We start from the raw sequence: 22,577 nt of genomic DNA on the forward strand, positions 1-22,577 counted from the left end.
CAGCAGGAGAGGCATAATGAAAACGCTGCTGATTATTGACGCTAATCTCGGGCAGGCTCGCGCTTACATGGCGAAAACTCTGCTCGGTGCGGCGGCGCATAAAGCAAATCTGGATATCATCGACAATCCAAATGACGCTGAACTGGCGATCGTACTGGCCGATGCCATCCCTAATGACAACGCGTTGAACGGCAAAAAAGTCTGGCTGGGTGATATTGCCCGGGCGGTGGCGCACCCTGAGCTGTTTCTTAGCGAAGCCAAGGGGCACGCGAAGCCTTACAGCGCACCGGTTGCTGCTGCACCTGTTGCCACAACCAGCGGTCCGAAACGTGTCGTGGCCGTGACGGCGTGCCCGACCGGCGTGGCACATACCTTCATGGCGGCGGAAGCGATCGAAACCGAAGCGAAAAAACGCGGCTGGTGGGTGAAAGTCGAAACCCGCGGTTCTGTGGGCGCTGGCAATGCCATTACTCCGGAAGAAGTGGCGCAGGCGGATCTGGTGATTGTGGCGGCAGACATTGAAGTGGATCTGGCGAAATTTGCCGGTAAACCCATGTACCGTACCTCTACCGGTCTGGCGCTGAAGAAAACCGCGCAAGAACTGGACAACGCCGTGGCGCAAGCCGTGGTATATGAGCCCACCGGCAAAGTGCAGGCGGCGGCGAATGAGGGGAAAAAAGAGAGTGCCGGCGCGTATCGTCACCTGCTGACGGGCGTGTCATACATGCTGCCGATGGTGGTTGCCGGCGGCTTGTGTATCGCACTCTCCTTCGCCTTTGGTATCGAAGCGTTTAAAGTCGAAGGGACGCTGGCGGCCGCGCTGATGCAGATTGGCGGTGGTTCAGCCTTTGCACTGATGGTGCCGGTTCTGGCGGGATACATTGCCTTCTCGATTGCTGACCGTCCGGGTCTGACGCCGGGTCTTATCGGCGGTATGCTCGCCGTAAGCACGGGTTCTGGCTTTATTGGCGGGATCATTGCAGGTTTCCTTGCAGGATATGTGGCGAAGGCCATCAGCACGAAGCTGAAGCTGCCGCAGAGTATGGAAGCGCTGAAACCGATCCTGATCATTCCGCTGATTTCCAGCCTTGTGGTGGGTCTGGCGATGATCTACCTCATCGGTAAACCGGTCGCCGGGATCCTCGAAGGGTTGACGCACTGGCTGCAAACCATGGGGACGGCGAATGCGGTGCTGCTGGGTGCGATCCTGGGCGGGATGATGTGTACCGACATGGGTGGTCCGGTTAACAAGGCGGCATACGCGTTTGGCGTCGGTCTGCTGAGTACACAAACGTATGCGCCAATGGCGGCCATTATGGCGGCAGGCATGGTGCCACCGCTGGCGCTGGGTCTGGCAACGATTGTTGCGCGTCGTAAGTTCGACAAGGCGCAGCAGGAAGGGGGTAAAGCGGCGCTGGTACTGGGCCTGTGCTTTATCACCGAAGGGGCCATTCCCTTCGCCGCGCGCGATCCAATGCGTGTTCTGCCGTGCTGTATTGTTGGCGGCGCGTTGACGGGGGCGATCTCAATGGCGGTCGGGGCGAAACTGATGGCACCGCATGGTGGTCTGTTTGTTCTGCTGATTCCTGGGGCGATTACCCCGGTGTTGGGATACCTGATTGCCATTGTTGCCGGTACGCTGGTTGCGGGTCTGGCCTATGCCTTCCTGAAACGTCCGGAAGAGGATGCTGTCACCAAAGCGGCATAACGTCATCACTTCACACGAGGGCAGAGATTTCTCTGCCCTTTTTTTATCTTCGTTTTGTGCCCTTCCTCGCAAATATTTCCGCGCTTGCAAACTGTATCTATAAAAAATTGTGATTCTGTTCATGTCTGGCGGTTTTTGCTCTTGCCAGTGCGTTTACTTTCATAAAAACAAGCTTACTATAAACACATGTTTGAATATAAACATGTGCTCTAATAAGTCGTTTGAGCCGTGAATAGTCTTAACAATCTCAAAGTCATGGTATTTTCGTACCAGGAGATGTGCTATGCGCGAAAAGGAATACATCATCACGATTGGTTCCGCCAATATGGACGTTGCAGGATATTCGCATGCTTCCTTGAATTATGCGGACTCAAATCCGGGGAAAATTAAATTTACGCCTGGCGGGGTCGGTCGCAATATCGCCCACAATCTTGCTCTGCTCGGGAAAAATTCCTGGTTAATGACGGCGGTTGGCAATGATTTCTATGGACAATCGTTATTGGCGCAGACGAATCAGTCGGGCGTGCATGTGGATAATTGCCTGATTGTTGCCGGTGAGAACACCTCAAGTTATTTATCGCTTCTCGATAATACCGGTGAAATGCTGGTGGCAATCAATGACATGAGCATTACGGAACATATTTCGGCGGCGTTTCTGGCGCAGCATCTCGATTTTATCCGGGGTGCCCGTGTCATTGTGGCGGATTGTAATATCAGTGAACAGACGCTCGCCTGGTTACTGGATAACGTCGGGGATGTCCCGGTGTTTGTTGACCCGGTATCGGCGTGGAAATGCGTCAAGATCCGCGAGCGTCTGGCCCAAATTCACACCCTCAAACCTAACCGTCTTGAGGCGGAAACTCTCAGCGGCATTGCGCTTTCAGGGCGTGAAGATGTTGCGAAAGTCGCTGCCTGGTTCCATGCGCGTGGCCTGCATCGCCTGGTTCTCAGCATGGGGGGTGATGGGGTTTATTACAGTGAGAGAGACGGTGACAGCGGTTGGTCGCTACCGATAAAAACCCATGTCGTTAACGTTACCGGAGCGGGAGATGCCATGATGGCGGGACTCGCTTCCTGCTGGGTTGAAGGCATGCCTTTCATTGATTCTATTCGATTTGCGCAGGGTTGTTCCTCCATGGCGCTGGCCAGTGAATATACCAACAACCCTGAATTATCTGTTGCGAACGTTAAAACCCTTGTGGAGAACACAGAATGTCTGAATTAACGATTTCCTCTGAATTACTGCATATTTCGCCAGAAGTCCAGGACGCTATTAACAGTAAAAAACCGATTGTTGCGCTTGAATCGACAATTATTTCTCACGGTATGCCTTTTCCACAAAATGCGCAGACGGCAATTGAAGTCGAAGAAACTATCCGTAAGCATGGTGCCGTGCCGGCAACGATTGCCATTATTGGCGGAGTAATGAAAGTCGGCTTGAGTAAAGAAGAAATTGAATTATTAGGTCGCGAAGGACATAGCGTAACTAAAGTCAGTCGTCGTGATTTACCGTTTGTGGTAGCCGCCGGAAAAAATGGCGCGACTACCGTCGCTTCAACCATGATTATTGCCGCCCTTGCCGGTATTCACGTTTTTGCCACCGGGGGTATTGGCGGTGTTCATCGCGGTGCTGAACATACGTTTGATATTTCCGCCGATCTTCAGGAACTGGCTCATACCAATGTGACCGTGGTTTGTGCCGGCGCGAAATCTATTCTCGATTTAGGTTTAACCACGGAATATTTAGAAACGTTCGGTGTGCCGTTAATTGGTTATCAGACCACTGCGTTACCGGCATTTTTCTGCCGTACGAGTCCGTTTGAGGTCAGCATTCGTCTCGACAGCGCGAAGGAAATTGCCCGCGCGATGGCAGTGAAATGGCAAACCGGCCTGAACGGAGGTCTGGTGGTCGCCAATCCAATCCCGGAAACCTACGCCATGGCGGAAGAGAAAATCAACGCGGCGATTGACCAGGCCGTCCGGGAAGCGGAAGAGCAGGGCGTTATCGGTAAAGAGAGCACGCCGTTCCTGCTGGCGCGCGTTGCTGAATTAACCGGAGGCGACAGCCTGAAGTCCAACATCCAACTGGTGTTTAACAACGCCGTACTGGCCTGCGAGATCGCGAAGGAATATCAACGCCTCGCCTGATCGAAACGAACGGGCAGCTTGCGGTCGCCCGAAACCACCAAAACCTGGCTTCGCGCCGGGTTTCCTGGCATGAAGGGAAATCATTATGGATATAATGAGAAGTGTTGTGGGTATGGCGGTACTGCTGGTGATCGCATACTTACTGTCAGTGAATAAAAAGCACATCAGCTTACGTACCGTGGGCGCCGCGCTGGTGCTGCAAATCGCGATTGGCGGGATTATGCTCTATTTCCCGCCGGGCAAATGGCTGGTTGAACAGGCCGCGCTGGGCGTGCATAAGGTCATGTCATACAGTGACGCGGGCAGTGCCTTTATTTTTGGCTCTCTGGTTGGGCCAAAAATGGATGTGTTGTTTGATGGCGCCGGCTTTATCTTCGCCTTTCGCGTGCTCCCGGCGATCATTTTTGTCACCGCGCTTATCAGTCTGCTGTACTACATTGGCGTGATGGGACTGCTGATTCGCCTCCTGGGTGGGATTTTCCAGAAAGCCCTGAACATCAGTAAAATTGAATCATTCGTTGCGGTCACGACGATTTTCCTCGGGCAAAACGAGATCCCGGCGATCGTGAAGCCGTTTATTGACCGTCTGAACCGCAACGAACTGTTTACCGCGATCTGTAGTGGGATGGCCTCGATTGCGGGCTCGATGATGATTGGTTACGCCGGTATGGGCGTGCCGATTGATTATCTGCTGGCAGCCTCGCTGATGGCGATTCCTGGCGGGATCCTGTTTGCGCGTATTCTGAGTCCGGCTACAGAAGTGTCAAAAGTCACTTTCGAAAACCTCTCTTTCACCGAGACGCCACCAAAAAGCATTATCGAAGCCGCGGCAAGCGGGGCGATGACCGGGCTGAAAATTGCCGCAGGCGTGGCAACGGTGGTCATGGCGTTTGTCGCGATTATCGCGCTAATTAACGGCATTATCGGTGGAGTTGGCGGATGGTTCGGCTATGGTCATGCAACGCTCGAAGGGATCTTCGGCTGGGTGTTAGCCCCGCTGGCGTGGATTATGGGCGTTGACTGGAGCGATGCCACCCTGGCAGGGAGCCTGATTGGGCAGAAGCTGGCAATCAACGAATTCGTTGCTTACCTCAATCTCTCGCCTTATTTGCAGGATGGCGGCACCCTGGATGTGAAAACCATCGCTATCATCTCTTTTGCGCTGTGTGGGTTTGCCAACTTTGGTTCCATTGGCGTGGTGGTCGGGGCGTTCTCGGCTATTTCACCTCAGCGCGCGCCGGAAATCGCCCAGTTGGGTATGCGAGCGCTGGCGGTAGCCACGCTCTCTAACCTGATGAGTGCAACCATTGCCGGGTTCTTTATTGGTTTAGCGTAGCCATTGAGATTGTCGGATGGTGACGCTGTGCGTCTTATCCGGCCTACAGGGATGGGCCTGTAGGCCGTGTCGTCTTCCAGTATTAAGTTCAGTTCTGGCTTGTTTTTAACAGATACAGCGCGTTATCGGCGGAAAGGGTGGGGTTGTTGATACTGACGCTGGCGCGTGACAGGGCCGCACAGGCCATTGCGAAATTCGCGCTTTCACGAAACGCGCTTCCTTCCAGAAAGCAGTAAATCAGCCCGGCCATAAAACCATCGTCGGCGCCGAAGCTGTCGACCACCGTATGAGCAGGCGGCGTGAGTAAGAACTGTTCGCCATCTTTCTCGCTACAGAAGACCGATTCATCTTCCAGACAGACAAAAATCTGCTGAATGCCCTGTTGATGCAGGGCGTTCACCGCATCGCGTCGATCGGCATCGCTGTTGATGGGATGGCCCCATAAGATCTCCAGCTCTTTTTGCGTCGGTTTCAGCGTATGGATGCGCGTAAACCAGGTTTTCACCTTCGTCGCCTTGAACTCGGAAACGGTATCAATAAATACCGGAATGTCATCAGCAACCGTAAAGACCCATTCGATGGCTTCGGGCGTCAGGTTACAATCCGCCAGTACCACACCGGCGTGACGGATTAAATCCCGTGAGCTGTTCAGCAACTGCGGTGTCAGCTGTTGCAGGATATGGGTATCGTTAATTGCCAGCACCGTCTCTTCCTGCTGATTGGCGATGGAGAGATAAGTCGAGGTGTTATGTCCGTGCAGGCGAATACAACTGGAGATATTGACGCCTGCCTGGCGCGTTTGCTCCAGCAACGTCTCGCCGTAAAAATCACTGCCGACAGCGGAAATCAGATGCACATCGCGACCCAGTAGGGCGAGGTTATGGGCAATGTTGCGCCCGACGCCGCCCGCAGAACAGTGGATACTGCCCGGGTTAGACGCGGCCTGCGGGTAGTGGATATCCGCCATCCCGCGAATATCCATGTTAATCGCCCCCACCACCACGCAATAGGCCTGTTCGGTAAGGATGTAACCTTTTCCTTTGATCGCCCCTTTACGCATCAGGTCCATGATGTGCGCGGCTACGCGTGAACGGCTGATCTGCAAAATATCCGCGATTTCGTTTTGCTGAATCAGCGGGTTGCGGCGCAGAATTTTGAGTATCTGTTTTTCCCTGTCGTTCATGATTACGCAACCGCCTTTTCAGTCTGCTGCGCTTTCAGCCAGGCGATCTCTTCTGCCCAGATGTCGGGATTGATGGTTTCCAGCACCAGCGGAATGCCGTCGAAACGGGCGTCCTGCATGATCCAGCGGAACGCGTCATGACCAATGTTGCCTTCACCCAGACTGTGGTGACGGTCGACCCGGCTGCCAAAGGCACTCTTGGCATCGTTCAGGTGCATACCGCGCAGATACTGAAAGCCGACGATGCGCTCGAATTCGGCAAAGGTTTTTTCGCATTCGGCGGCGGAACGCAAGTCGTAACCCGCGGCGAAAGCGTGGCAGGTGTCAATGCAAACGCCGACGCGTGATTTGTCTTCCACGCCATCGATGATGGCGGCAAGGTGCTCAAATTTGAATCCGAGGTTGCTGCCCTGACCGGCGGTATTTTCAATCACCGCAGTTACCCCTTCGGTCTGGGCGAGTGTGATGTTGATAGACTCGGCAATCTTTGCCAGACACTCGTCTTCCGAAATTTGCATCAGGTGGCTGCCTGGATGGAAGTTCAGCAGGGATAAACCGAGCTGTTCACAGCGCTGCATTTCATCAAGAAAAGCGGCGCGGGATTTTTCCAGCGCCTCGCCGACCGGGTGACCCAGGTTGATCAGATAGCTATCGTGCGGCAGGATTTGAGCGGATGTGAAGTGGTATTTCTCACAGGCGGCTTTAAAGTCATCGATGATTTGCGCGGTAAGAGGGGCGGCGCGCCATTGACGCTGATTTTTCGTGAAGAGTGCAAACGCGGTTGCCTCGATTTCAGCGGCGCGAATTGCGGCATTTGCCAGCCCGCCAGCTGCGCTGACGTGTGCTCCGATGTATTTCATTAAAGACTCCTGTTAACCCGCCAGATATAGCCTGGAGGCTTTGTGTATCCGGAAATTGAATCTTGCCAATCATAGCGGGTTAACAGGGTCAGGATGTAGCGAATTATGCAATAACGTGCTGGACCAGGACGTTAATCACGCCACCGCCGACAATCAGCCAGATGAACAGCACCAGCGCCATCAACAGCGGTTTCGCCCCGGCTTTTTTCAGCGCGCTGACGTGAGTCGTCAGCCCCAGAGCCGCCATTGCCATAGCCAGCAGTACCGTATCCAGTGTGACCAGCATGCTCACCACCGCCTGCGGTAACAGGTGGAACGAGTTGAAAATGGCGACCACAATGAACAGGATGGCAAACCACGGAATGGTGATTTTGCTTTTTTCCCCACTGTTGGCGGGTGACAGTTGCTTAACGCGAGCGGCCATAAAGATGAGGAACGGAGCCAGCATCATGACGCGCAGCATTTTGGCAATCACCGCCGCGTTTTCGGCGTCCGGGCTAATCGCGTGTCCTGCTGCCACAACCTGAGCAACTTCATGCATGGTGGAGCCAATGAAGATCCCGTAGGTTTCCGGACTAAACCAGTGCGCCAGCAGCGGATACATTGCCGGGTAGAGGAAAATCGCCATTGTCCCGAAGATCACCACCGTCGCGACGGCGACCGTGACTTTGCTGGCTTCGGCTTTCACGACCGGTTCTGTCGCCAGTACCGCCGCCGCGCCGCAAATGCTGCTACCCGCGCCGATCAGCCAACTGGTCTGGCGATCCAGACCAAAGACTTTCTGACCCAGAAAGCACGCCAGCATAAAGGTGCTGGACAGCGTCAGGATGTCGATCAGAATGCCACTGACACCTACGTCAGCAATTTGCGCGAAGGTGAGGCGAAAGCCATAGAGGATGATCCCCAGGCGCAATAAATGTTGTTTGGCAAACAGGACGCCGCCGTCACAGCTTTTCCAGATCTGGGGGTAGACGGTGTTACCGATCACCATCCCCAATAAAATCGCTAAGGTGAGGGCGCTGAATCCGGCACCTGCCACGGCGGGAATGGACCCGCCCCATAAGGCAACTCCGGTAATCACTGCACTCAGGGCAAGCCCCGGAATAAAATGCCACATTGTTCGACGATGATTCGTTAAGGTGAGTTCTGTCATTGCCTTCTCCTCTTTTATGGGCAAAAGGTTACGGCGAACTGGCTTAAAAATAAAATTGATTATATATTTATAATTAATCTTTATAAGTGGTAAGCGACCATGCACATCACCCTGCGACAACTTGAAGTATTCACCGAAGTTTTGAAAAGCGGCTCAACCACGCAGGCATCGGTGATGCTGGCGCTGTCGCAATCGGCGGTCAGCGCGGCGCTGACCGATCTGGAAGGTCAACTGGGCGTTCAGCTTTTCGACCGCGTGGGTAAACGGCTGGTGGTGAATGAGCACGGGCGCTTGCTCTACCCGCGGGCGCTGGCGTTGCTGGAGCAGGCGGTGGAGATCGAGCAGTTGTTTCGCGAAGACAACGGCGCGATCCGCGTGTATGCCAGTAGTACCATCGGCAACTATATCCTTCCGGGGGTGATTGCCCGTTATCGTCGCGATTTCCCCGCGCTTCCGCTGGAGCTCAGCGTCGGCAACAGTCAGGATGTGATAACAGCGGTGCTCGATTTTCGGGTCGACATTGGGCTTATCGAAGGGCCGTGCCACAATACGGAAATCATCTCGGAGCCGTGGCTGGAAGATGAACTGGTGGTATTCGCCGCGCCATCCTCGCCGCTGGCGCAGGGGCCGGTGACGCTTGAACAACTCGCATCCGCCCCCTGGATCCTGCGCGAACGCGGTTCCGGCACGCGCGAAATAGTGGATTATCTGCTGCTGTCGCATTTACCCAAATTTGAAATGGCGATGGAACTGGGAAACTCCGAAGCCATCAAGCATGCCGTACGTCATGGGTTGGGAATTAGCTGTCTGTCACGACGCGTCATTGATGAACAACTCCAGGCGGGAACGCTGAGCGAAGTCGCGGTGCCGCTTCCGCGGCTAGTACGTACGCTCTGGCGGATCCATCATCGCCAGAAACACCTCTCTAATGCGCTCCAGCGCTTCCTCAGTTATTGCGAATAATGCCTCCCGGGGACCGATCGCCTGACGGTGATAAGTCCTGGGGGCAGTAAGTTCACCATTCTCTGCTATTACTTATAATCCGCGGCCAGTCATGAAGGTCTCTTATAACAGCGCATTTGTGCCAGAAGACGAGCGTTTCGTCTGCTACAATCGCGCCTCATTTTTTGGATGGATAGCATTTTCACATGGTTTCCGAAACTAAAACCACAGAAGCGCCCGCGTTACGTCGCGAACTGAAGGCGCGTCACCTGACGATGATCGCGATTGGCGGTTCTATCGGTACAGGTCTTTTCGTGGCATCTGGCGCCACCATTTCCGCAGCGGGTCCAGGCGGTGCGCTGTTTTCCTATATTCTGATTGGCCTGATGGTGTACTTCCTGATGACCAGTCTTGGCGAACTGGCGGCGTATATGCCGGTGTCCGGTTCGTTTGCGACCTACGGTCAGAACTATGTTGAAGAAGGCTTCGGCTTCGCGCTGGGCTGGAACTACTGGTACAACTGGGCGGTGACCATCGCGGTTGACCTCGTGGCGGCACAACTGGTGATGAGCTGGTGGTTCCCTGATACGCCAGGCTGGATCTGGAGTGCGCTGTTCCTCGGCGTCATCTTCCTGCTGAACTACATCTCGGTCAGAGGCTTTGGTGAAGCGGAATACTGGTTCTCTCTGATCAAAGTGGCGACCGTGATTATCTTCATCATTGTTGGCGTCATGATGATTGTCGGTATCTTCAAAGGTACTCAGCCAGTGGGCTGGAGCAACTGGACGACGGGCGATGCGCCGTTTGCCGGTGGCTTTGCGGCGATGATTGGCGTGGCGATGATTGTCGGTTTCTCTTTCCAGGGGACGGAGCTTATCGGTATTGCCGCCGGTGAATCTGAAGATCCGGAGAAGAACATTCCGCGTGCGGTGCGTCAGGTGTTCTGGCGAATCCTGCTGTTCTATGTCTTTGCGATTCTGATTATCAGCCTGATCATCCCGTACACCGATCCGAGCCTGCTGCGTAACGATGTGAAAGACATCAGCGTCAGCCCGTTCACGCTGGTCTTCCAGCATGCCGGTCTGCTCTCTGCGGCGGCAGTGATGAATGCGGTGATCCTGACGGCGGTGCTGTCGGCGGGTAACTCCGGGATGTACGCCTCTACCCGTATGCTTTACACCCTGGCCTGTGATGGCAAAGCCCCGCGTATTTTCGCGAAGCTGTCTCGCGGCGGTGTTCCGCGTAATGCGCTGTATGCCACGACGGTGATTGCCGGTCTGTGCTTCCTGACCTCGATGTTCGGTAACCAGACGGTGTACCTGTGGCTGCTGAATACCTCCGGGATGACGGGCTTTATCGCCTGGCTGGGGATTGCTATCAGCCACTATCGTTTCCGTCGCGGGTATGTTCTGCAAGGGCATGACGTGAAGGATCTGCCGTATCGTTCCGGTTTCTTCCCGCTGGGGCCGATCTTCGCGTTTGTTCTGTGTCTGATCATCACGCTGGGCCAGAACTACGAAGCGTTCCTGAAAGACACCATTGACTGGGGCGGCGTGGCGGCAACCTATATTGGTATCCCGCTGTTCCTGATTATCTGGTTCGGCTATAAGCTGACCCGCGGGACTCACTTCGTACGTTACAGTGAAATGCACTTCCCGGAACGCGTGAAGAAATAGTCGTCACCGCGTGAATGAAGCGATAAAAAAAGCCTCCGTTGCGGAGGCTTTTTGTTGGGGGAGACTCAGAAGTTGTACGTCAGACCTACCGTATAACGACGACCATCGAGAATGGTGTCGTAGGTATCGTAATCAATCTGTTTATCCAGCGCGTTGTACACCCCGGCGGTCACCAGCAGGTTTTTGTTCGCGTTGTAACGCAGACCGACATCTACCTGCGTATAGGACGGCGTGCCCTGCGACATTGAGGTGCGGCTCAGGTATTCAGACGTTTTACCGCGGAAGTTCAGACGACTCCAGAAGCCGACGGTCTCAGTCGCCTGCCAGTCCAGCGTGGTGTTAAACATATGCTTTGGCATTTTGTTTAACGGTTTGCCCTCGAACTGACCGCTTTTCTGTTCTGACTCGGTATAGGTGTAGTTAGCCGTCCAGTTAAGGTCGCGGGTCATCTTCCAGCCGAATGTGGATTCCACGCCGCGCATGTTGGCTTTATCAACGTTCACGCGATCGCTGACAAAATCATAGCTTTCGCTGCCAATCGTACAGGCCGGATCGGCGCTGCTGTTACAACGGCGAACTTCGGTGATCTTGTCTTTGAAATCGGTATTGAACAGGGTGATGCCGGCGTTAAGGTTATCGCCATTATCCCACAGCAGTCCCAGCTCTTCGCTCAGGCTCTTTTCCGGCTTCAGATCCGGGTTACCGACAATAATGCCATTCAAACGACCACCACCGGTGACCTGACCCCAGTTTGCGGAGGACTGACGCAGATCGGGTGCGCGGTAGCCTGCGGAGACGCCGCCTTTTAAGGTCCATTGATCGCTCAGATGCCAGACGCCATAACCGCGCGGCGTCCAGTTGTCGCCGTAGTTTTCATCTTTATCCATGCGGATCCCGCCGGTCAGGGTAAAGCTGTCGGTCATCGCCCATTCGTCTTCTGCAAACAGCGCCCAGCTCCAGCGGGTCAGCTTATTCAGACCGTCCGCCGCTTTCAGTTGGTTGCCGTTATCGCTCAGTTTTTCATAACGGTACTGACCGCCCAGCGTCATAGTATGGGCGCCGAGGAAAATCTGGTTCTGGTTATTGAAGATCGTGTTGTACGACTTCATTTCACGACCCGGGTTGTTGGTCTCTTCCTGCTGGATATAGCTGGTGCTGTTGAAATCATCGTAATAGCCGCTGTGCGTCAGTGAATATGTGGTGTGTTCATAGCGGTTTTCACTTTTCGTGTTTGGCTTACAGGAGCCATTCCGGCAGGTTTCCTCGGCCATAGACTTGCCGGGCGTACTGTCGCGATCCTGCAATTCACGAGCGATATCAAAATCGATGTCGTTTTTATCGTCCGGTGTAAAGTTAAGGGTCAGACCGCCGTTACGCAGGCGTTGCTCATTGTAACCGTTGACGATCTGGTCTTCTGCGCGGCGAGACAGCAGCCCGGTGACTTTCGCGCCCAGCAAACCGTCGATCAGCGGACCCGAGGCATAGGCATTAGTCTGGAACAGATCGCCGGAGTCGCTGTTTTCCTGGAAGGTCGCGTCGCCGTGCAGAGAGCCAGTCCAGCCTTTGGTGTTAGAGACTTTTTTGGTGATCACGTTAATCACGCCGCCCATCGCATCGGAGCCATACAGCGAGGACATCGGGCCACGGATGACTTCGATACGCTCGATGGACTCCAGCGGCGGCAGCCAGCCCTGCTCGATCCCAGAATTATCGCTATTCGGACGCGTACCGCGAGTGCTGATGCGTTTACCGTTCACCAGGAACAGCGTGTATTGCGACGCCATCCCGCGGATGCTGATATCACTGCTGCTGCCCCCGCCGGTGACGACCACGCCAGGGACATCTTTCAGTGCATCGGTAACGTCACGGTAAGCTTTGTCTTCAATTTGCTGTTTTGAAATAACCGAAATCGAAGCTGGGGCATTCTGGATTTTCTGCTCAAATCCCGTCGCGGTAACAACAACGGTATCCTGATCGGCAGCATGAACGAGCGATGGGAGGCATGCCGCGCTGACGACGACGGCAATAGCCTTAACGTGAGGTATGGTCATTTTGTCATTCCATTAAACGAGTAAAAACCGCGTGTCATGTAAAAAGGCCATGACAACTGTATGTGTTTGTCTTTTAAGAACTCTTAGCGGTAAAGAAGCGGGGGAAATTGTACAAAAGAATGAATATTTGTAAACACTAATGATAATTGAAATCATTTGCGTTTGGTTGATTTTTAAGAGAAAACCTTTGAAGTCAATAAGATAGAGGAACGTAAATGTGAGGAAAAAATGAAGAAATCATGGAGAAGTGGAGAAGAAAAAGGAGGGCACATTGCCCTCCTGCGGTTATTTCATCAAATGTTCGGCATGGAAGCGCAGATGATCCTCAATGAATGAGGCAATAAAGTAATAGCTGTGATCGTAACCAGGCTGAATACGCAGCGTCATCGGCCATGCGGTCTGGCGTGCGGCTTCAGCCAGAACGGCGGGTTGCAACTGATCGGCCAGAAACTGATCGCTGTCGCCCTGGTCAACCAGCGTCGGGATAGCGTCTTCCGGTTGGCTGGCGTACATCAACGCGCAGCTGTCCCATTGGGCCCATGCGGTGCGATCCTCGCCCAGATAGGCGAGAAACGCTTTTTCGCCCCACGGGACGCGGCACGGGTTAACGATGGGAGCGAAAGCAGAAACGCTGGTGTATTTGCCTGGATTTTTCAACGCCATGATCAGCGCACCGTGACCGCCCATGGAGTGTCCACTGATCGCGCAGCGATCGCTGACGTTAAAATGCGCCTGAATCAGCGACGGGAGTTCGTCCCGCACGTAATCATACATGCGGAAATGGGCAGCCCAGGGTTGCTGGGTTGCATTGAGATAAAAACCGGCCCCCTGACCCAGATCATATCCCTCATCGTTGGCGACCTGTTCGCCGCGTGGGCTGGTATCCGGCATGACTAAAACGATACCTAATTCAGCCGCGATACGCTGCGCACCGGCTTTGGTGGTAAAGTTTTCATCATTACAGGTTAACCCGGACAGCCAATACAGAACTGGCGGAGGGGTAGTATCGCGAGGGGGAGGGAGAAAAATGCTGAACGTCATTGCACAGTTCAGCGTGGTGGAGTCGTGACGCCAGCGTTGCTGCCAGCCTTCAAAACAGCGGTGCTCTTCGAGCATTTCCATGCGTGGCTCCTTGTTGTGTTGAACCTGAATGTGTTCGCAAACTCCCCATAATACAGATAATTCATGGCACTGTGAGTAACTTTCACTTCCGCATCACGCAGACTTGCTTCATCATCGAGAACACGCCGATGTAACCCTTCCCGTCGCCTTTTGCGAAACACAGTTTGAAAGGCAACGGCGATTTCAATAATTATCGTTGTGAATACTGGATTATGTGCGCGGCCTCACGCACAATAATCAGGCTGTCTACAGCCTACAAACTTTGCCCCACGTAGGGCAGAGGCGCCACACCTGCAGGAGAAGAATAAATGTCATCACTCAGTAAAGAAGCGGCCCTGGTTCATGAAGCGCTGGTAGCGCGAGGGCTGGAAACGCCGCTGCGCCCGCCCGTGCATGAGATGGATAACGAAACGCGCAAACGTCTTATCTCAGGCCATATGACCGAGATCATGCAGTTGCTGAACCTCGACCTGAGCGATGACAGCCTGATGGAAACGCCGCATCGTATCGCCAAAATGTATGTCGATGAGATTTTCTCAGGCCTGGATTACGCCAATTTCCCGAAAATCACCGTCATTGAAAACAAAATGAAAGTCGATGAGATGGTCACCGTACGCGACATCACTCTCACCAGCACGTGTGAACACCATTTTGTGACCATTGATGGTAAAGCCACTGTGGCCTATATTCCGAAAGAGTCGGTGATTGGTTTGTCGAAGATCAACCGCATCGTCCAGTTCTTTGCCCAACGTCCGCAGGTACAGGAGCGTCTAACGCAACAGATCCTGACCGCGCTGCAAACTCTGCTGGGAACCAATAACGTGGCTGTATCGATTGATGCGGTGCATTACTGCGTGAAAGCGCGCGGTATTCGCGATGCGACCAGTGCGACGACCACCACCTCGCTTGGCGGTCTGTTTAAATCGAGCCAGAATACGCGTCAGGAATTTTTGCGCGCTGTCCGTCATCACAACTGATTAAGGCAGGAGCTATGGAGCGTAATGTCACGCTGGATTTTGTTCGTGGCGTTGCCATCCTCGGCATCCTGTTATTGAATATTAGCGCCTTTGGCCTGCCAAAGGCGGCTTACCTCAATCCCGCCTGGTATGGAACTATCACGGCTTCCGATGCCTGGACATGGGCCATTCTGGATCTGTTCGCGCAGGTAAAATTCCTCACTCTGTTTGCACTGCTGTTTGGCGCGGGCCTGCAAATGCTGCTGCCACGCGGCAAGCGCTGGATCCAGTCTCGTTTGACCCTGCTGGTGCTACTCGGTTTTATTCATGCCTTGCTGTTTTGGGATGGTGATATTCTGCTGGCCTATGGGTTGGTAGGGCTGATCTGCTGGCGACTGGTACGCGATGCGCCATCGGTGAAAAGCCTGTTTAACACCGGCGTGTTGCTCTATCTGGTCGGCATTGGCGTTCTGCTGTTGCTTGGCGCGATCTCTGGCAGTGAAACCAACCGCGCCTGGACACCGGATGCCTCGGCGTTGCTGTATGAACGATACTGGAAGGTGAATGGCGGCGTGGAAGCCGTCAGCAACCGGGTCGATGCCTTATCGAACAGCCTGCTGGCGTTGGGAGCGCAGTACGGCTGGCAACTGGCGGGTATGATGTTGCTCGGGGCGGCACTGATGCGCAGTGGCTGGCTGAAAGGGCAATTTCGTCTTTCGCATTACCGGCGCAGCGGTTTTTTACTGATCGCCGTGGGTCTGCTGATTAACCTGCCTGCCGTGGTTGCACAGTGGCAACTGGACTGGAACTATCGCTGGTGCGCGTTCTTGTTACAGGCTCCGCGCGAGCTTAGCGCACCGTTTCAGACGCTCGGCTATACCGCCCTGATGTTTGGTTACTGGCCGCAGCTAAGCCGCAGTAAAATCGTTCTTGCGATTGCCTGCGTCGGGCGAATGGCGCTGACAAATTATCTGCTGCAAACCGTGATTTGCACCATGCTGTTTTATCAATTCGGCTTATTTATGAAATTTGACCGACTGGAACTTCTGCTGTTTGTCTTCCCTGTGTGGCTGGCAAACCTGCTTTTCTCCGTGATCTGGTTACGATTCCTGCCTCAGGGCCCCGTGGAGTGGCTCTGGCGGCAATTAACCCTGCGTGCGTCAGGGACATCATTGTCCCATACATCCAGATAACGATCTGGATCACAATCATTAACAAAATGGATGTAAGCGCTTTCATCGCTGTGACCGCACTCACGTAGTCCTTTTCCCTCCGCTGACAAAATAGCCGCCAGTTATGCAGCGAGTGGCTGCAATTCCAGACAGGGTAGTGAATATGATCACCATTCGTGATGTGGCGCGTCAGGCAGGCGTATCCGTAGCGACGGTTTCCCGCGTATTAAATAACAGCGCGCTGGTCAGTCCCGATACGCGCGAGGCGGTAATGAAGGCGGTGACGCTGCTGGGCTATCGACCAAATGCCAATGCCCAGGCACTGGCCACGCAGGTCAGTGAAACCATTGGCGTGGTGGTGATGGACGTGTCCGATGCGTTTTTTGGCGCGCTGGTGAAAGCGGTGGATCTGGTCGCCCAGCAGCATCAAAAATATGTGCTGATCGGTAACAGCTATCATGAAGCCGAAAAAGAGCGTCACGCCATTGAGGTGTTGATCCGCCAGCGCTGCAACGCGCTGATCGTCCACTCAAAAGCGTTAAGCGATCGGGAACTGGGCGAGTTTATGGATCAGATCCCCGGTATGGTGCTGATCAACCGCATTGTCCCCGGCTACGCCCACCGCTGCGTCTGTCTGGACAATATCAGCGGCGCGAAAATGGCGACCCGCATGTTATTGAATAACGGTCATCAGCGCATTGGCTATCTGGCTTCCAGCCACCGCATTGAAGATGACGTCATGCGCCGGGAAGGGTGGAGCAGTGCGCTTAAGGAGCAGGGCATTATTCCCCCGGAAAGCTGGATTGGCATCGGATCGCCGGATATGCAGGGCGGTGAGGCGGCAATGGTTGAGCTGCTGGGGCGCAACCTGCAGCTAAGCGCCGTGTTTGCCTATAACGACAATATGGCCGCCGGCGCGCTGACCGCGCTAAAGGACAACGGCATTTCCATTCCCTTACACCTTTCAATCATTGGTTTCGACGATATTCCCATCGCCCGTTACACCGATCCCCAGTTGACAACGGTGCGCTATCCCATTGCTTCTATGGCAAAACTGGCGACAGAACTTGCCTTGCAGGGGGCCGCCGGAACGCTGGATTTATCCGCGACCCACTGCTTCATGCCGACCCTCGTACGGCGTCATTCGGTTGCTGTACGACAGAATGCGGCGGCGATCACTAACTTATGATTTCGCCGGATGTAACCGCTTTCAATATGTGAGTAAATTCACAGTATCTTAACATTGTCGTCGCTATGATGGCACCGCTTGTCGCACTGTAACTACGATGTAACTGTGAGTAATCACTTTTACCGAGGTAAAAGCGCTTTAAGCGAAATTAAAGCCTATTTCTGGAGCGTTACCGGGCAAGGAAGAGAGATTTTTTTAAAATGAGCTTCGGCGTTCACATAACACTTCATTAACGTTTTGTCCCGCCGGGCATTTATCTTACGTACTACCCTGCATAATAAAACCGGAGTTACCATGAATAAGAAGGTGTTGACCCTTTCTGCCGTTATGGCAAGCATGTTATTCGGCGCGGCTGCGCACGCTGCTGATACTCGCATCGGTGTGACAATCTACAAATATGACGATAACTTTATGTCCGTGGTGCGTAAGGCTATCGAAGCAGACGCAAAAGCAGCGCCTGACGTTCAGCTGCTGATGAACGACTCCCAGAACGACCAGTCCAAACAAAACGATCAGATTGACGTGCTGCTGGCAAAAGGTGTGAAAGCGCTGGCCATCAACCTGGTTGACCCGGCGGCGGCGGGCACTGTTATTGAGAAAGCGCGCGGTCAAAACGTTCCTATCGTATTCTTCAACAAAGAACCTTCCCGTAAAGCGCTGGACAGCTACGACAAAGCTTTCTATGTGGGTACCGACTCCAAAGAATCCGGTATTATCCAGGGCGATCTGATTGCCAAACACTGGGCGGCAAACCAGGGCTGGGATCTGAACAAAGACGGTCAGATTCAGTTCGTGCTGCTGAAAGGCGAGCCGGGTCATCCGGATGCTGAAGCGCGTACCACTTACGTTATCAAAGAGCTGAACGACAAAGGCATCAAAACCGAGCAGCTGCAGTTAGATACCGCAATGTGGGACACCGCAATGGCGAAGGACAAAATGGATGCGTGGCTTTCCGGTCCGAACGCCAACAAAATTGAAGTCGTTATCGCCAACAACGATGCGATGGCAATGGGTGCCGTTGAAGCGCTGAAAGCGCACAACAAAACCAGCGTACCGGTATTTGGCGTCGATGCGCTGCCAGAAGCGCTGGCACTGGTGAAATCCGGCGCACTGGCCGGTACTGTGCTGAACGATGCGAACAACCAGGCGAAAGCGACCTTTGACCTGGCGAAAAACCTTGCCGATGGCAAAGGTGCGGCTGACGGCACTGAGTGGAAAATCGAAAATAAAATCGTCCGCGTTCCTTACGTAGGCGTTGATAAAGATAACCTGGCCGAGTTCACCAAGAAGTAAGTTTGTGGGGCGCGATGTTATCGCGCCCTTTCATCACGCACTCTGCGAGGCCAACAAGGTATAATTATGGTCAGCACAACTACTCAGCCGTCAGGCGAATTCTTGTTGGAAATGAGCGGCATCAACAAGTCTTTTCCCGGCGTTAAGGCACTTGATAATGTTAATTTAAAAGTCCGCCCACATTCGATTCATGCATTAATGGGAGAGAATGGCGCAGGAAAGTCGACACTATTAAAATGTCTTTTTGGGATCTATCAAAAAGATTCTGGCAGCATATTATTTCAGGGTAAAGAAATCGATTTTCATTCAGCCAAAGAAGCGCTGGAGAATGGTATTTCAATGGTACACCAGGAGTTAAACCTGGTATTACAACGTTCTGTTATGGACAACATGTGGCTGGGACGTTATCCCACCAAAGGCATGTTTGTCGATCAGGAGAAAATGTACCGCGATACCAAGGCGATTTTTGACGAGCTGGATATTGATATCGATCCGCGTGCGCGCGTTGGAACATTGTCCGTGTCGCAAATGCAGATGATCGAAATTGCCAAAGCGTTTTCGTATAACGCGAAAATTGTGATTATGGATGAACCGACCTCTTCGTTAACCGAAAAAGAGGTCAACCATCTGTTCACCATTATTCGTAAGCTGAAAGAACGCGGCTGCGGTATTGTCTATATCTCCCACAAAATGGAAGAAATTTTCCAGTTGTGTGATGAAATTACCGTGCTGCGCGACGGGCAGTGGATTGCGACGCAACCGCTGGAAGGGCTGGATATGGACAAGATCATCGCCATGATGGTTGGTCGTTCCCTGAACCAGCGATTCCCGGATAAAGTTAACAATCCGGGTGAAGTCATTCTGGAAGTGCGTAACCTGACCTCGCTGCGCCAGCCGTCGATTCGGGATGTTTCCTTTGATTTGCATAAAGGCGAGATCCTCGGCATCGCAGGACTGGTCGGCGCTAAGCGCACTGACATCGTTGAAACGCTGTTTGGTATCCGTGAGAAATCATCGGGTACGATTACGCTGCACGGCAAAAACATTAATAACCACAGTGCGAATGAAGCCATTAACCACGGTTTCGCGCTGGTCACAGAAGAGCGTCGTTCCACCGGGATTTACGCTTATCTGGACATTGGTTTTAACTCCTTAATTTCCAATATTCAGAATTACAAAAATAAAGTGGGTCTGTTAGATAACTCGCGAATGAAAAGTGATACCCAATGGGTTATTGACTCCATGCGGGTAAAAACGCCAGGTCACAAGACGCAAATTGGTTCGCTTTCGGGCGGTAACCAGCAGAAAGTGGTTATTGGTCGCTGGCTGCTGACGCAACCGGAAATTTTAATGCTCGACGAACCCACCCGTGGGATCGACGTCGGTGCGAAGTTTGAAATTTATCAGTTAATTGCGGAACTGGCGAAAAAAGGTAAGGGGATCATTATTATCTCCTCCGAAATGCCGGAATTGTTAGGGATAACGGATCGTATTCTGGTCATGAGCAACGGCCTCGTTTCTGGAATTGTTGATACAAAAACGACAACGCAAAACGAAATTCTGCGTCTTGCGTCTTTGCACCTTTAAGATCAGGGGCTCCTCATGAGTGCGTTAAATAAGAAAAGTTTTCTTACTTATCTGAAAGAGGGCGGTATTTACGTCGTTCTTTTAGTCTTGCTGGCCATTATTATTTTCCAGGATCCCACGTTCTTAAGTCTGCTTAACTTAAGTAATATTCTGACCCAGTCTTCCGTGCGTATTATTATTGCACTGGGGGTCGCCGGTCTGATTGTCACCCAGGGGACAGACCTGTCAGCGGGTCGTCAGGTAGGTCTGGCGGCGGTGGTAGCGGCAACGCTGCTGCAGTCGATGGAGAACGCCAATAAAGTGTTCCCCGAAATGGCGACCATGCCGATTGCGCTGGTGATCCTGATTGTCTGCGCTATTGGCGCGGTCATCGGTCTGGTGAACGGGATTATTATTGCTTACCTGAACGTAACGCCATTTATTACGACGCTCGGCACGATGATTATCGTCTACGGGATCAACTCCCTGTATTACGACTTCGTGGGGGCCTCGCCGATTTCGGGCTTTGATAGCGGCTTCTCGACGTTCGCGCAGGGCTTTATCGCACTGGGCAGCTTCCGGCTTTCGTATATCACGTTCTATGCGCTAATCGCCGTCGCGTTTGTCTGGGTCCTGTGGAATAAAACTCGCTTCGGTAAAAACATTTTCGCCATCGGCGGTAACCCGGAAGCGGCGAAAGTATCAGGCGTGAACGTGGCGCTGAACCTGCTGATGATCTATGCGCTGTCCGGTGTGTTCTATGCCTTCGGCGGTCTGCTGGAAGCGGGGCGTATCGGCTCGGCAACCAACAACCTGGGCTTTATGTACGAACTGGATGCGATTGCGGCGTGCGTGGTTGGCGGTGTGTCGTTTAGCGGCGGGGTGGGTACCGTGTTCGGCGTGGTGACCGGTGTGATCATCTTTACCGTCATCAACTACGGTCTGACCTACATCGGCGTTAACCCGTACTGGCAGTACATCATCAAAGGCGGCATCATCATCTTCGCGGTCGCGCTGGATTCACTGAAATACGCGCGTAAGAAGTAATCCCTTCAGGGCAGAATCAAACCGGTGCAGACATGTTCTGCGCCGGTTTTTTTATTTGATAAAAACCAACCAGATGCCGACAAGCAGCGCACCGACCGAAAGGCCAAAGTAGACGCCAATATAGCTCCAGTAAGCGCCAGGTTCCGCAGCGCGCTGAATTAAGCGCGGCGTTTGCGAACCTTTAACCGTTTTCTCAACGACGCCGGAGCGTAACCCTTTAATGCCTTCCCGCAAGGTCCAGGCGACGATCATCAGTACGCCAATCACGATAAAGAGAGTTTTGTCTTCCATGCTTATTTTCCTTGTCTCTTTTGCAGTTCAAGCAATTGTTCTGGCGTCACGGCCGGATATCCCTGGGCATCGTCGGGAACCTGATGCAGGGTGGGGATGGGCACTAACGGGCCGAGAAACCGGGGTTCACGTTTAAACAGATACAGATCGGCCAGCGCGCCAAAGCGTGCGCCAAACTCGCGTACCCGAACCGTCAGCATATCTTTTGGCGACGGCACGGCGTAGCACTGCGCCTGAATCCCCATATGCAGGGCGATAAACAATGCGCGCTCGCAGTGGAAGCGCTGGGTAATGATGATGAAGTCATTAGTGTCGAAGACTTTACGGGTGCGGACAATCGAATCGAGCGTGCGGAATCCGGCGTAATCTAACACGATGTCGGCAGGATCGACGCCAGCGGCAATCAGGTCTTTGCGCATCGTCATCGGTTCGTTATAGCTTTGCAGGGCGTTGTCGCCGCTGAGCAGCAGATAGTTAACCTTGCCGCTGTTATAGGCGTTCAGCGCGCCCTGAATACGGTAGCGATAATACTGGTTGATCACCCCGGTGCGATAATATTTAGCCGTGCCGAGCACCACGCCAACCTGGCGGTAGGGCAGGTCCTGAAGCTCGTCGTAAATATAGGGGGCGGTTTTCCAGCTCATCCAGCGATCAAGGCCCAGCACGATCAACAGCAGCAAGCCGATCAGGACCAACAGGCTGTAGAGTGCGCGCTTTAGCATGAAGAAAACTCTGTCACTGGATGAAATTTCAATCAGGCTACTGTACCCGCTGGCGAAGCGCAAGAAACAGCAGTCTGATTGGGGGGATTTTCAGCAATACCGCATGAAACAAACGTAGGCCTGATAAGCGTAGCGCCATCAGGCGGTTAGACCGGATAGCGG

19 protein-coding genes are annotated in these 22,577 nt (G+C 53.4%); 12 read left to right on the top strand and 7 right to left on the bottom strand.

Translation table 11 applies throughout. The annotated features are described in order from the left end of the window. Positions 1-16: 16 nt before the first annotated feature. From fruA to WM46_RS02395, 4 genes are all read left to right on the top strand, one after another. Positions 17-1,708, top strand: a complete 1,692-nt coding sequence (fruA, locus tag WM46_RS02380) for a PTS fructose transporter subunit IIBC (protein ID WP_102601311.1) — start codon at positions 17-19, stop codon at positions 1,706-1,708. A gap of 283 nt (positions 1,709-1,991) precedes the next feature. After that, entirely contained in the window at positions 1,992-2,933 is a 942-nt protein-coding gene (locus WM46_RS02385) for a pseudouridine kinase (RefSeq protein WP_102603761.1), read from the top strand. Next, positions 2,921-3,856: a pseudouridine-5'-phosphate glycosidase gene (locus tag WM46_RS02390; RefSeq protein WP_044258629.1), complete on the top strand. Its 936-nt coding sequence runs from the start codon at positions 2,921-2,923 to the stop codon at positions 3,854-3,856. The genes WM46_RS02385 and WM46_RS02390 overlap by 13 nt, the downstream gene beginning before the upstream one ends. Positions 3,857-3,941: 85 nt before the next feature. Continuing rightward, positions 3,942-5,192, top strand: coding sequence for a NupC/NupG family nucleoside CNT transporter (locus WM46_RS02395; RefSeq protein ID WP_102601312.1), 1,251 nt, complete (start codon positions 3,942-3,944; stop codon positions 5,190-5,192). A gap of 88 nt (positions 5,193-5,280) precedes the next feature. Here WM46_RS02395 and WM46_RS02400 read toward each other — a convergent pair whose 3' ends face one another. From WM46_RS02400 to WM46_RS02410, 3 genes are all read right to left on the bottom strand, one after another. Next, positions 5,281-6,375, bottom strand: coding sequence for a sugar kinase (locus WM46_RS02400; protein ID WP_061074717.1), 1,095 nt, complete (start codon positions 6,373-6,375; stop codon positions 5,281-5,283). Positions 6,376-6,377: 2 nt separating this feature from the next. Then, a complete protein-coding gene (gene nfo / locus WM46_RS02405; RefSeq protein ID WP_061074716.1) occupies positions 6,378-7,235 on the bottom strand; it encodes a deoxyribonuclease IV in 858 nt (285 codons plus the stop codon). Positions 7,236-7,338: 103 nt separating this feature from the next. Then, complete coding sequence (locus WM46_RS02410) at positions 7,339-8,388, bottom strand: YeiH family protein (RefSeq protein ID WP_061074715.1); 1,050 nt, start codon at positions 8,386-8,388, stop codon at positions 7,339-7,341. A gap of 99 nt (positions 8,389-8,487) precedes the next feature. On the opposite strand from WM46_RS02410, the gene yieE reads away from it, so the two are divergent. Beyond that, positions 8,488-9,351, top strand: coding sequence for a DNA-binding transcriptional regulator YeiE (gene yieE / locus WM46_RS02415; protein ID WP_061074714.1), 864 nt, complete (start codon positions 8,488-8,490; stop codon positions 9,349-9,351). 185 nt (positions 9,352-9,536) lie between these two features. After that, the gene (lysP, locus tag WM46_RS02420; RefSeq protein WP_043000118.1) at positions 9,537-11,006 is read left to right on the top strand and encodes a lysine-specific permease; all 1,470 of its coding nucleotides are present in this window, start codon (positions 9,537-9,539) and stop codon (positions 11,004-11,006) included. Positions 11,007-11,071: 65 nt separating this feature from the next. Here lysP and WM46_RS02425 read toward each other — a convergent pair whose 3' ends face one another. Continuing rightward, entirely contained in the window at positions 11,072-13,057 is a 1,986-nt protein-coding gene (locus tag WM46_RS02425; protein ID WP_102601313.1) for a ligand-gated channel protein, read from the bottom strand. A 285-nt stretch (positions 13,058-13,342) separates the two neighbouring features. Next, entirely contained in the window at positions 13,343-14,179 is an 837-nt protein-coding gene (fghA, locus tag WM46_RS02430; RefSeq protein ID WP_102601314.1) for an S-formylglutathione hydrolase, read from the bottom strand. 308 nt (positions 14,180-14,487) lie between these two features. Here fghA and folE point away from each other — a divergent pair, with 308 nt between their 5' ends. The 6 genes from folE (at position 14,488) to mglC (ending at position 21,402) form a co-directional block, all read left to right on the top strand. Continuing rightward, positions 14,488-15,156 (top strand): GTP cyclohydrolase I FolE, encoded by a 669-nt coding sequence (gene folE / locus WM46_RS02440; RefSeq protein WP_043000121.1) that lies wholly within the window; start codon positions 14,488-14,490, stop codon positions 15,154-15,156. 14 nt (positions 15,157-15,170) lie between these two features. After that, a complete protein-coding gene (gene yeiB / locus WM46_RS02445; RefSeq protein WP_102601315.1) occupies positions 15,171-16,328 on the top strand; it encodes a DUF418 domain-containing protein YeiB in 1,158 nt (385 codons plus the stop codon). A 142-nt stretch (positions 16,329-16,470) separates the two neighbouring features. Continuing rightward, positions 16,471-17,496, top strand: coding sequence for an HTH-type transcriptional regulator GalS (gene galS / locus WM46_RS02455; RefSeq protein WP_102601316.1), 1,026 nt, complete (start codon positions 16,471-16,473; stop codon positions 17,494-17,496). 294 nt (positions 17,497-17,790) lie between these two features. Continuing rightward, positions 17,791-18,789 carry a galactose/glucose ABC transporter substrate-binding protein MglB gene (gene mglB, locus WM46_RS02460; protein WP_061074709.1) on the top strand — a complete coding sequence of 333 codons (999 nt, stop codon included), beginning with the start codon at positions 17,791-17,793 and terminating at the stop codon, positions 18,787-18,789. A gap of 66 nt (positions 18,790-18,855) precedes the next feature. Continuing rightward, entirely contained in the window at positions 18,856-20,376 is a 1,521-nt protein-coding gene (mglA, locus tag WM46_RS02465; protein WP_102601317.1) for a galactose/methyl galactoside ABC transporter ATP-binding protein MglA, read from the top strand. 15 nt (positions 20,377-20,391) lie between these two features. Then, positions 20,392-21,402: a galactose/methyl galactoside ABC transporter permease MglC gene (gene mglC / locus WM46_RS02470; protein WP_043000126.1), complete on the top strand. Its 1,011-nt coding sequence runs from the start codon at positions 20,392-20,394 to the stop codon at positions 21,400-21,402. A gap of 51 nt (positions 21,403-21,453) precedes the next feature. Here the strand turns inward: mglC and WM46_RS02475 are convergent, their stop codons facing one another. Next, the gene (locus WM46_RS02475) at positions 21,454-21,693 is read right to left on the bottom strand and encodes a DUF2542 family protein (RefSeq protein ID WP_044258646.1); all 240 of its coding nucleotides are present in this window, start codon (positions 21,691-21,693) and stop codon (positions 21,454-21,456) included. Positions 21,694-21,695: 2 nt separating this feature from the next. Continuing rightward, on the bottom strand, positions 21,696-22,415 hold the full coding sequence (gene sanA, locus WM46_RS02480; RefSeq protein WP_061074706.1) for an outer membrane permeability protein SanA: 720 nt from the start codon (positions 22,413-22,415) through the stop codon (positions 21,696-21,698). Positions 22,416-22,577: the final 162 nt, after the last annotated feature.

It is taken from the genome of Citrobacter freundii complex sp. CFNIH2 (assembly GCF_002880615.1).
GTDB classification, from domain to species: domain Bacteria; phylum Pseudomonadota; class Gammaproteobacteria; order Enterobacterales; family Enterobacteriaceae; genus Citrobacter_A; species Citrobacter_A amalonaticus_F.

What these genes read in the sequence shown, in the direction of transcription:
- fghA (WP_102601314.1), bottom strand. Translation starts at nt 14,179, where the DNA reads ATGGAAATGCTCGAAGAGCACCGCTGTTTTGAAGGCTGGCAGCAACGC.
- folE (WP_043000121.1), top strand. Translation starts at nt 14,488, where the DNA reads ATGTCATCACTCAGTAAAGAAGCGGCCCTGGTTCATGAAGCGCTGGTA.
- mglB (WP_061074709.1), top strand. Translation starts at nt 17,791, where the DNA reads ATGAATAAGAAGGTGTTGACCCTTTCTGCCGTTATGGCAAGCATGTTA.
- fruA (WP_102601311.1), top strand. Translation starts at nt 17, where the DNA reads ATGAAAACGCTGCTGATTATTGACGCTAATCTCGGGCAGGCTCGCGCT.
- WM46_RS02395 (WP_102601312.1), top strand. Translation starts at nt 3,942, where the DNA reads ATGGATATAATGAGAAGTGTTGTGGGTATGGCGGTACTGCTGGTGATC.
- sanA (WP_061074706.1), bottom strand. Translation starts at nt 22,415, where the DNA reads ATGCTAAAGCGCGCACTCTACAGCCTGTTGGTCCTGATCGGCTTGCTG.
- yieE (WP_061074714.1), top strand. Translation starts at nt 8,488, where the DNA reads ATGCACATCACCCTGCGACAACTTGAAGTATTCACCGAAGTTTTGAAA.
- lysP (WP_043000118.1), top strand. Translation starts at nt 9,537, where the DNA reads ATGGTTTCCGAAACTAAAACCACAGAAGCGCCCGCGTTACGTCGCGAA.
- WM46_RS02425 (WP_102601313.1), bottom strand. Translation starts at nt 13,057, where the DNA reads ATGACCATACCTCACGTTAAGGCTATTGCCGTCGTCGTCAGCGCGGCA.
- WM46_RS02400 (WP_061074717.1), bottom strand. Translation starts at nt 6,375, where the DNA reads ATGAACGACAGGGAAAAACAGATACTCAAAATTCTGCGCCGCAACCCG.
- mglA (WP_102601317.1), top strand. Translation starts at nt 18,856, where the DNA reads ATGGTCAGCACAACTACTCAGCCGTCAGGCGAATTCTTGTTGGAAATG.
- WM46_RS02385 (WP_102603761.1), top strand. Translation starts at nt 1,992, where the DNA reads ATGCGCGAAAAGGAATACATCATCACGATTGGTTCCGCCAATATGGAC.
- yeiB (WP_102601315.1), top strand. Translation starts at nt 15,171, where the DNA reads ATGGAGCGTAATGTCACGCTGGATTTTGTTCGTGGCGTTGCCATCCTC.
- nfo (WP_061074716.1), bottom strand. Translation starts at nt 7,235, where the DNA reads ATGAAATACATCGGAGCACACGTCAGCGCAGCTGGCGGGCTGGCAAAT.
- WM46_RS02390 (WP_044258629.1), top strand. Translation starts at nt 2,921, where the DNA reads ATGTCTGAATTAACGATTTCCTCTGAATTACTGCATATTTCGCCAGAA.
- galS (WP_102601316.1), top strand. Translation starts at nt 16,471, where the DNA reads ATGATCACCATTCGTGATGTGGCGCGTCAGGCAGGCGTATCCGTAGCG.
- mglC (WP_043000126.1), top strand. Translation starts at nt 20,392, where the DNA reads ATGAGTGCGTTAAATAAGAAAAGTTTTCTTACTTATCTGAAAGAGGGC.
- WM46_RS02475 (WP_044258646.1), bottom strand. Translation starts at nt 21,693, where the DNA reads ATGGAAGACAAAACTCTCTTTATCGTGATTGGCGTACTGATGATCGTC.
- WM46_RS02410 (WP_061074715.1), bottom strand. Translation starts at nt 8,388, where the DNA reads ATGACAGAACTCACCTTAACGAATCATCGTCGAACAATGTGGCATTTT.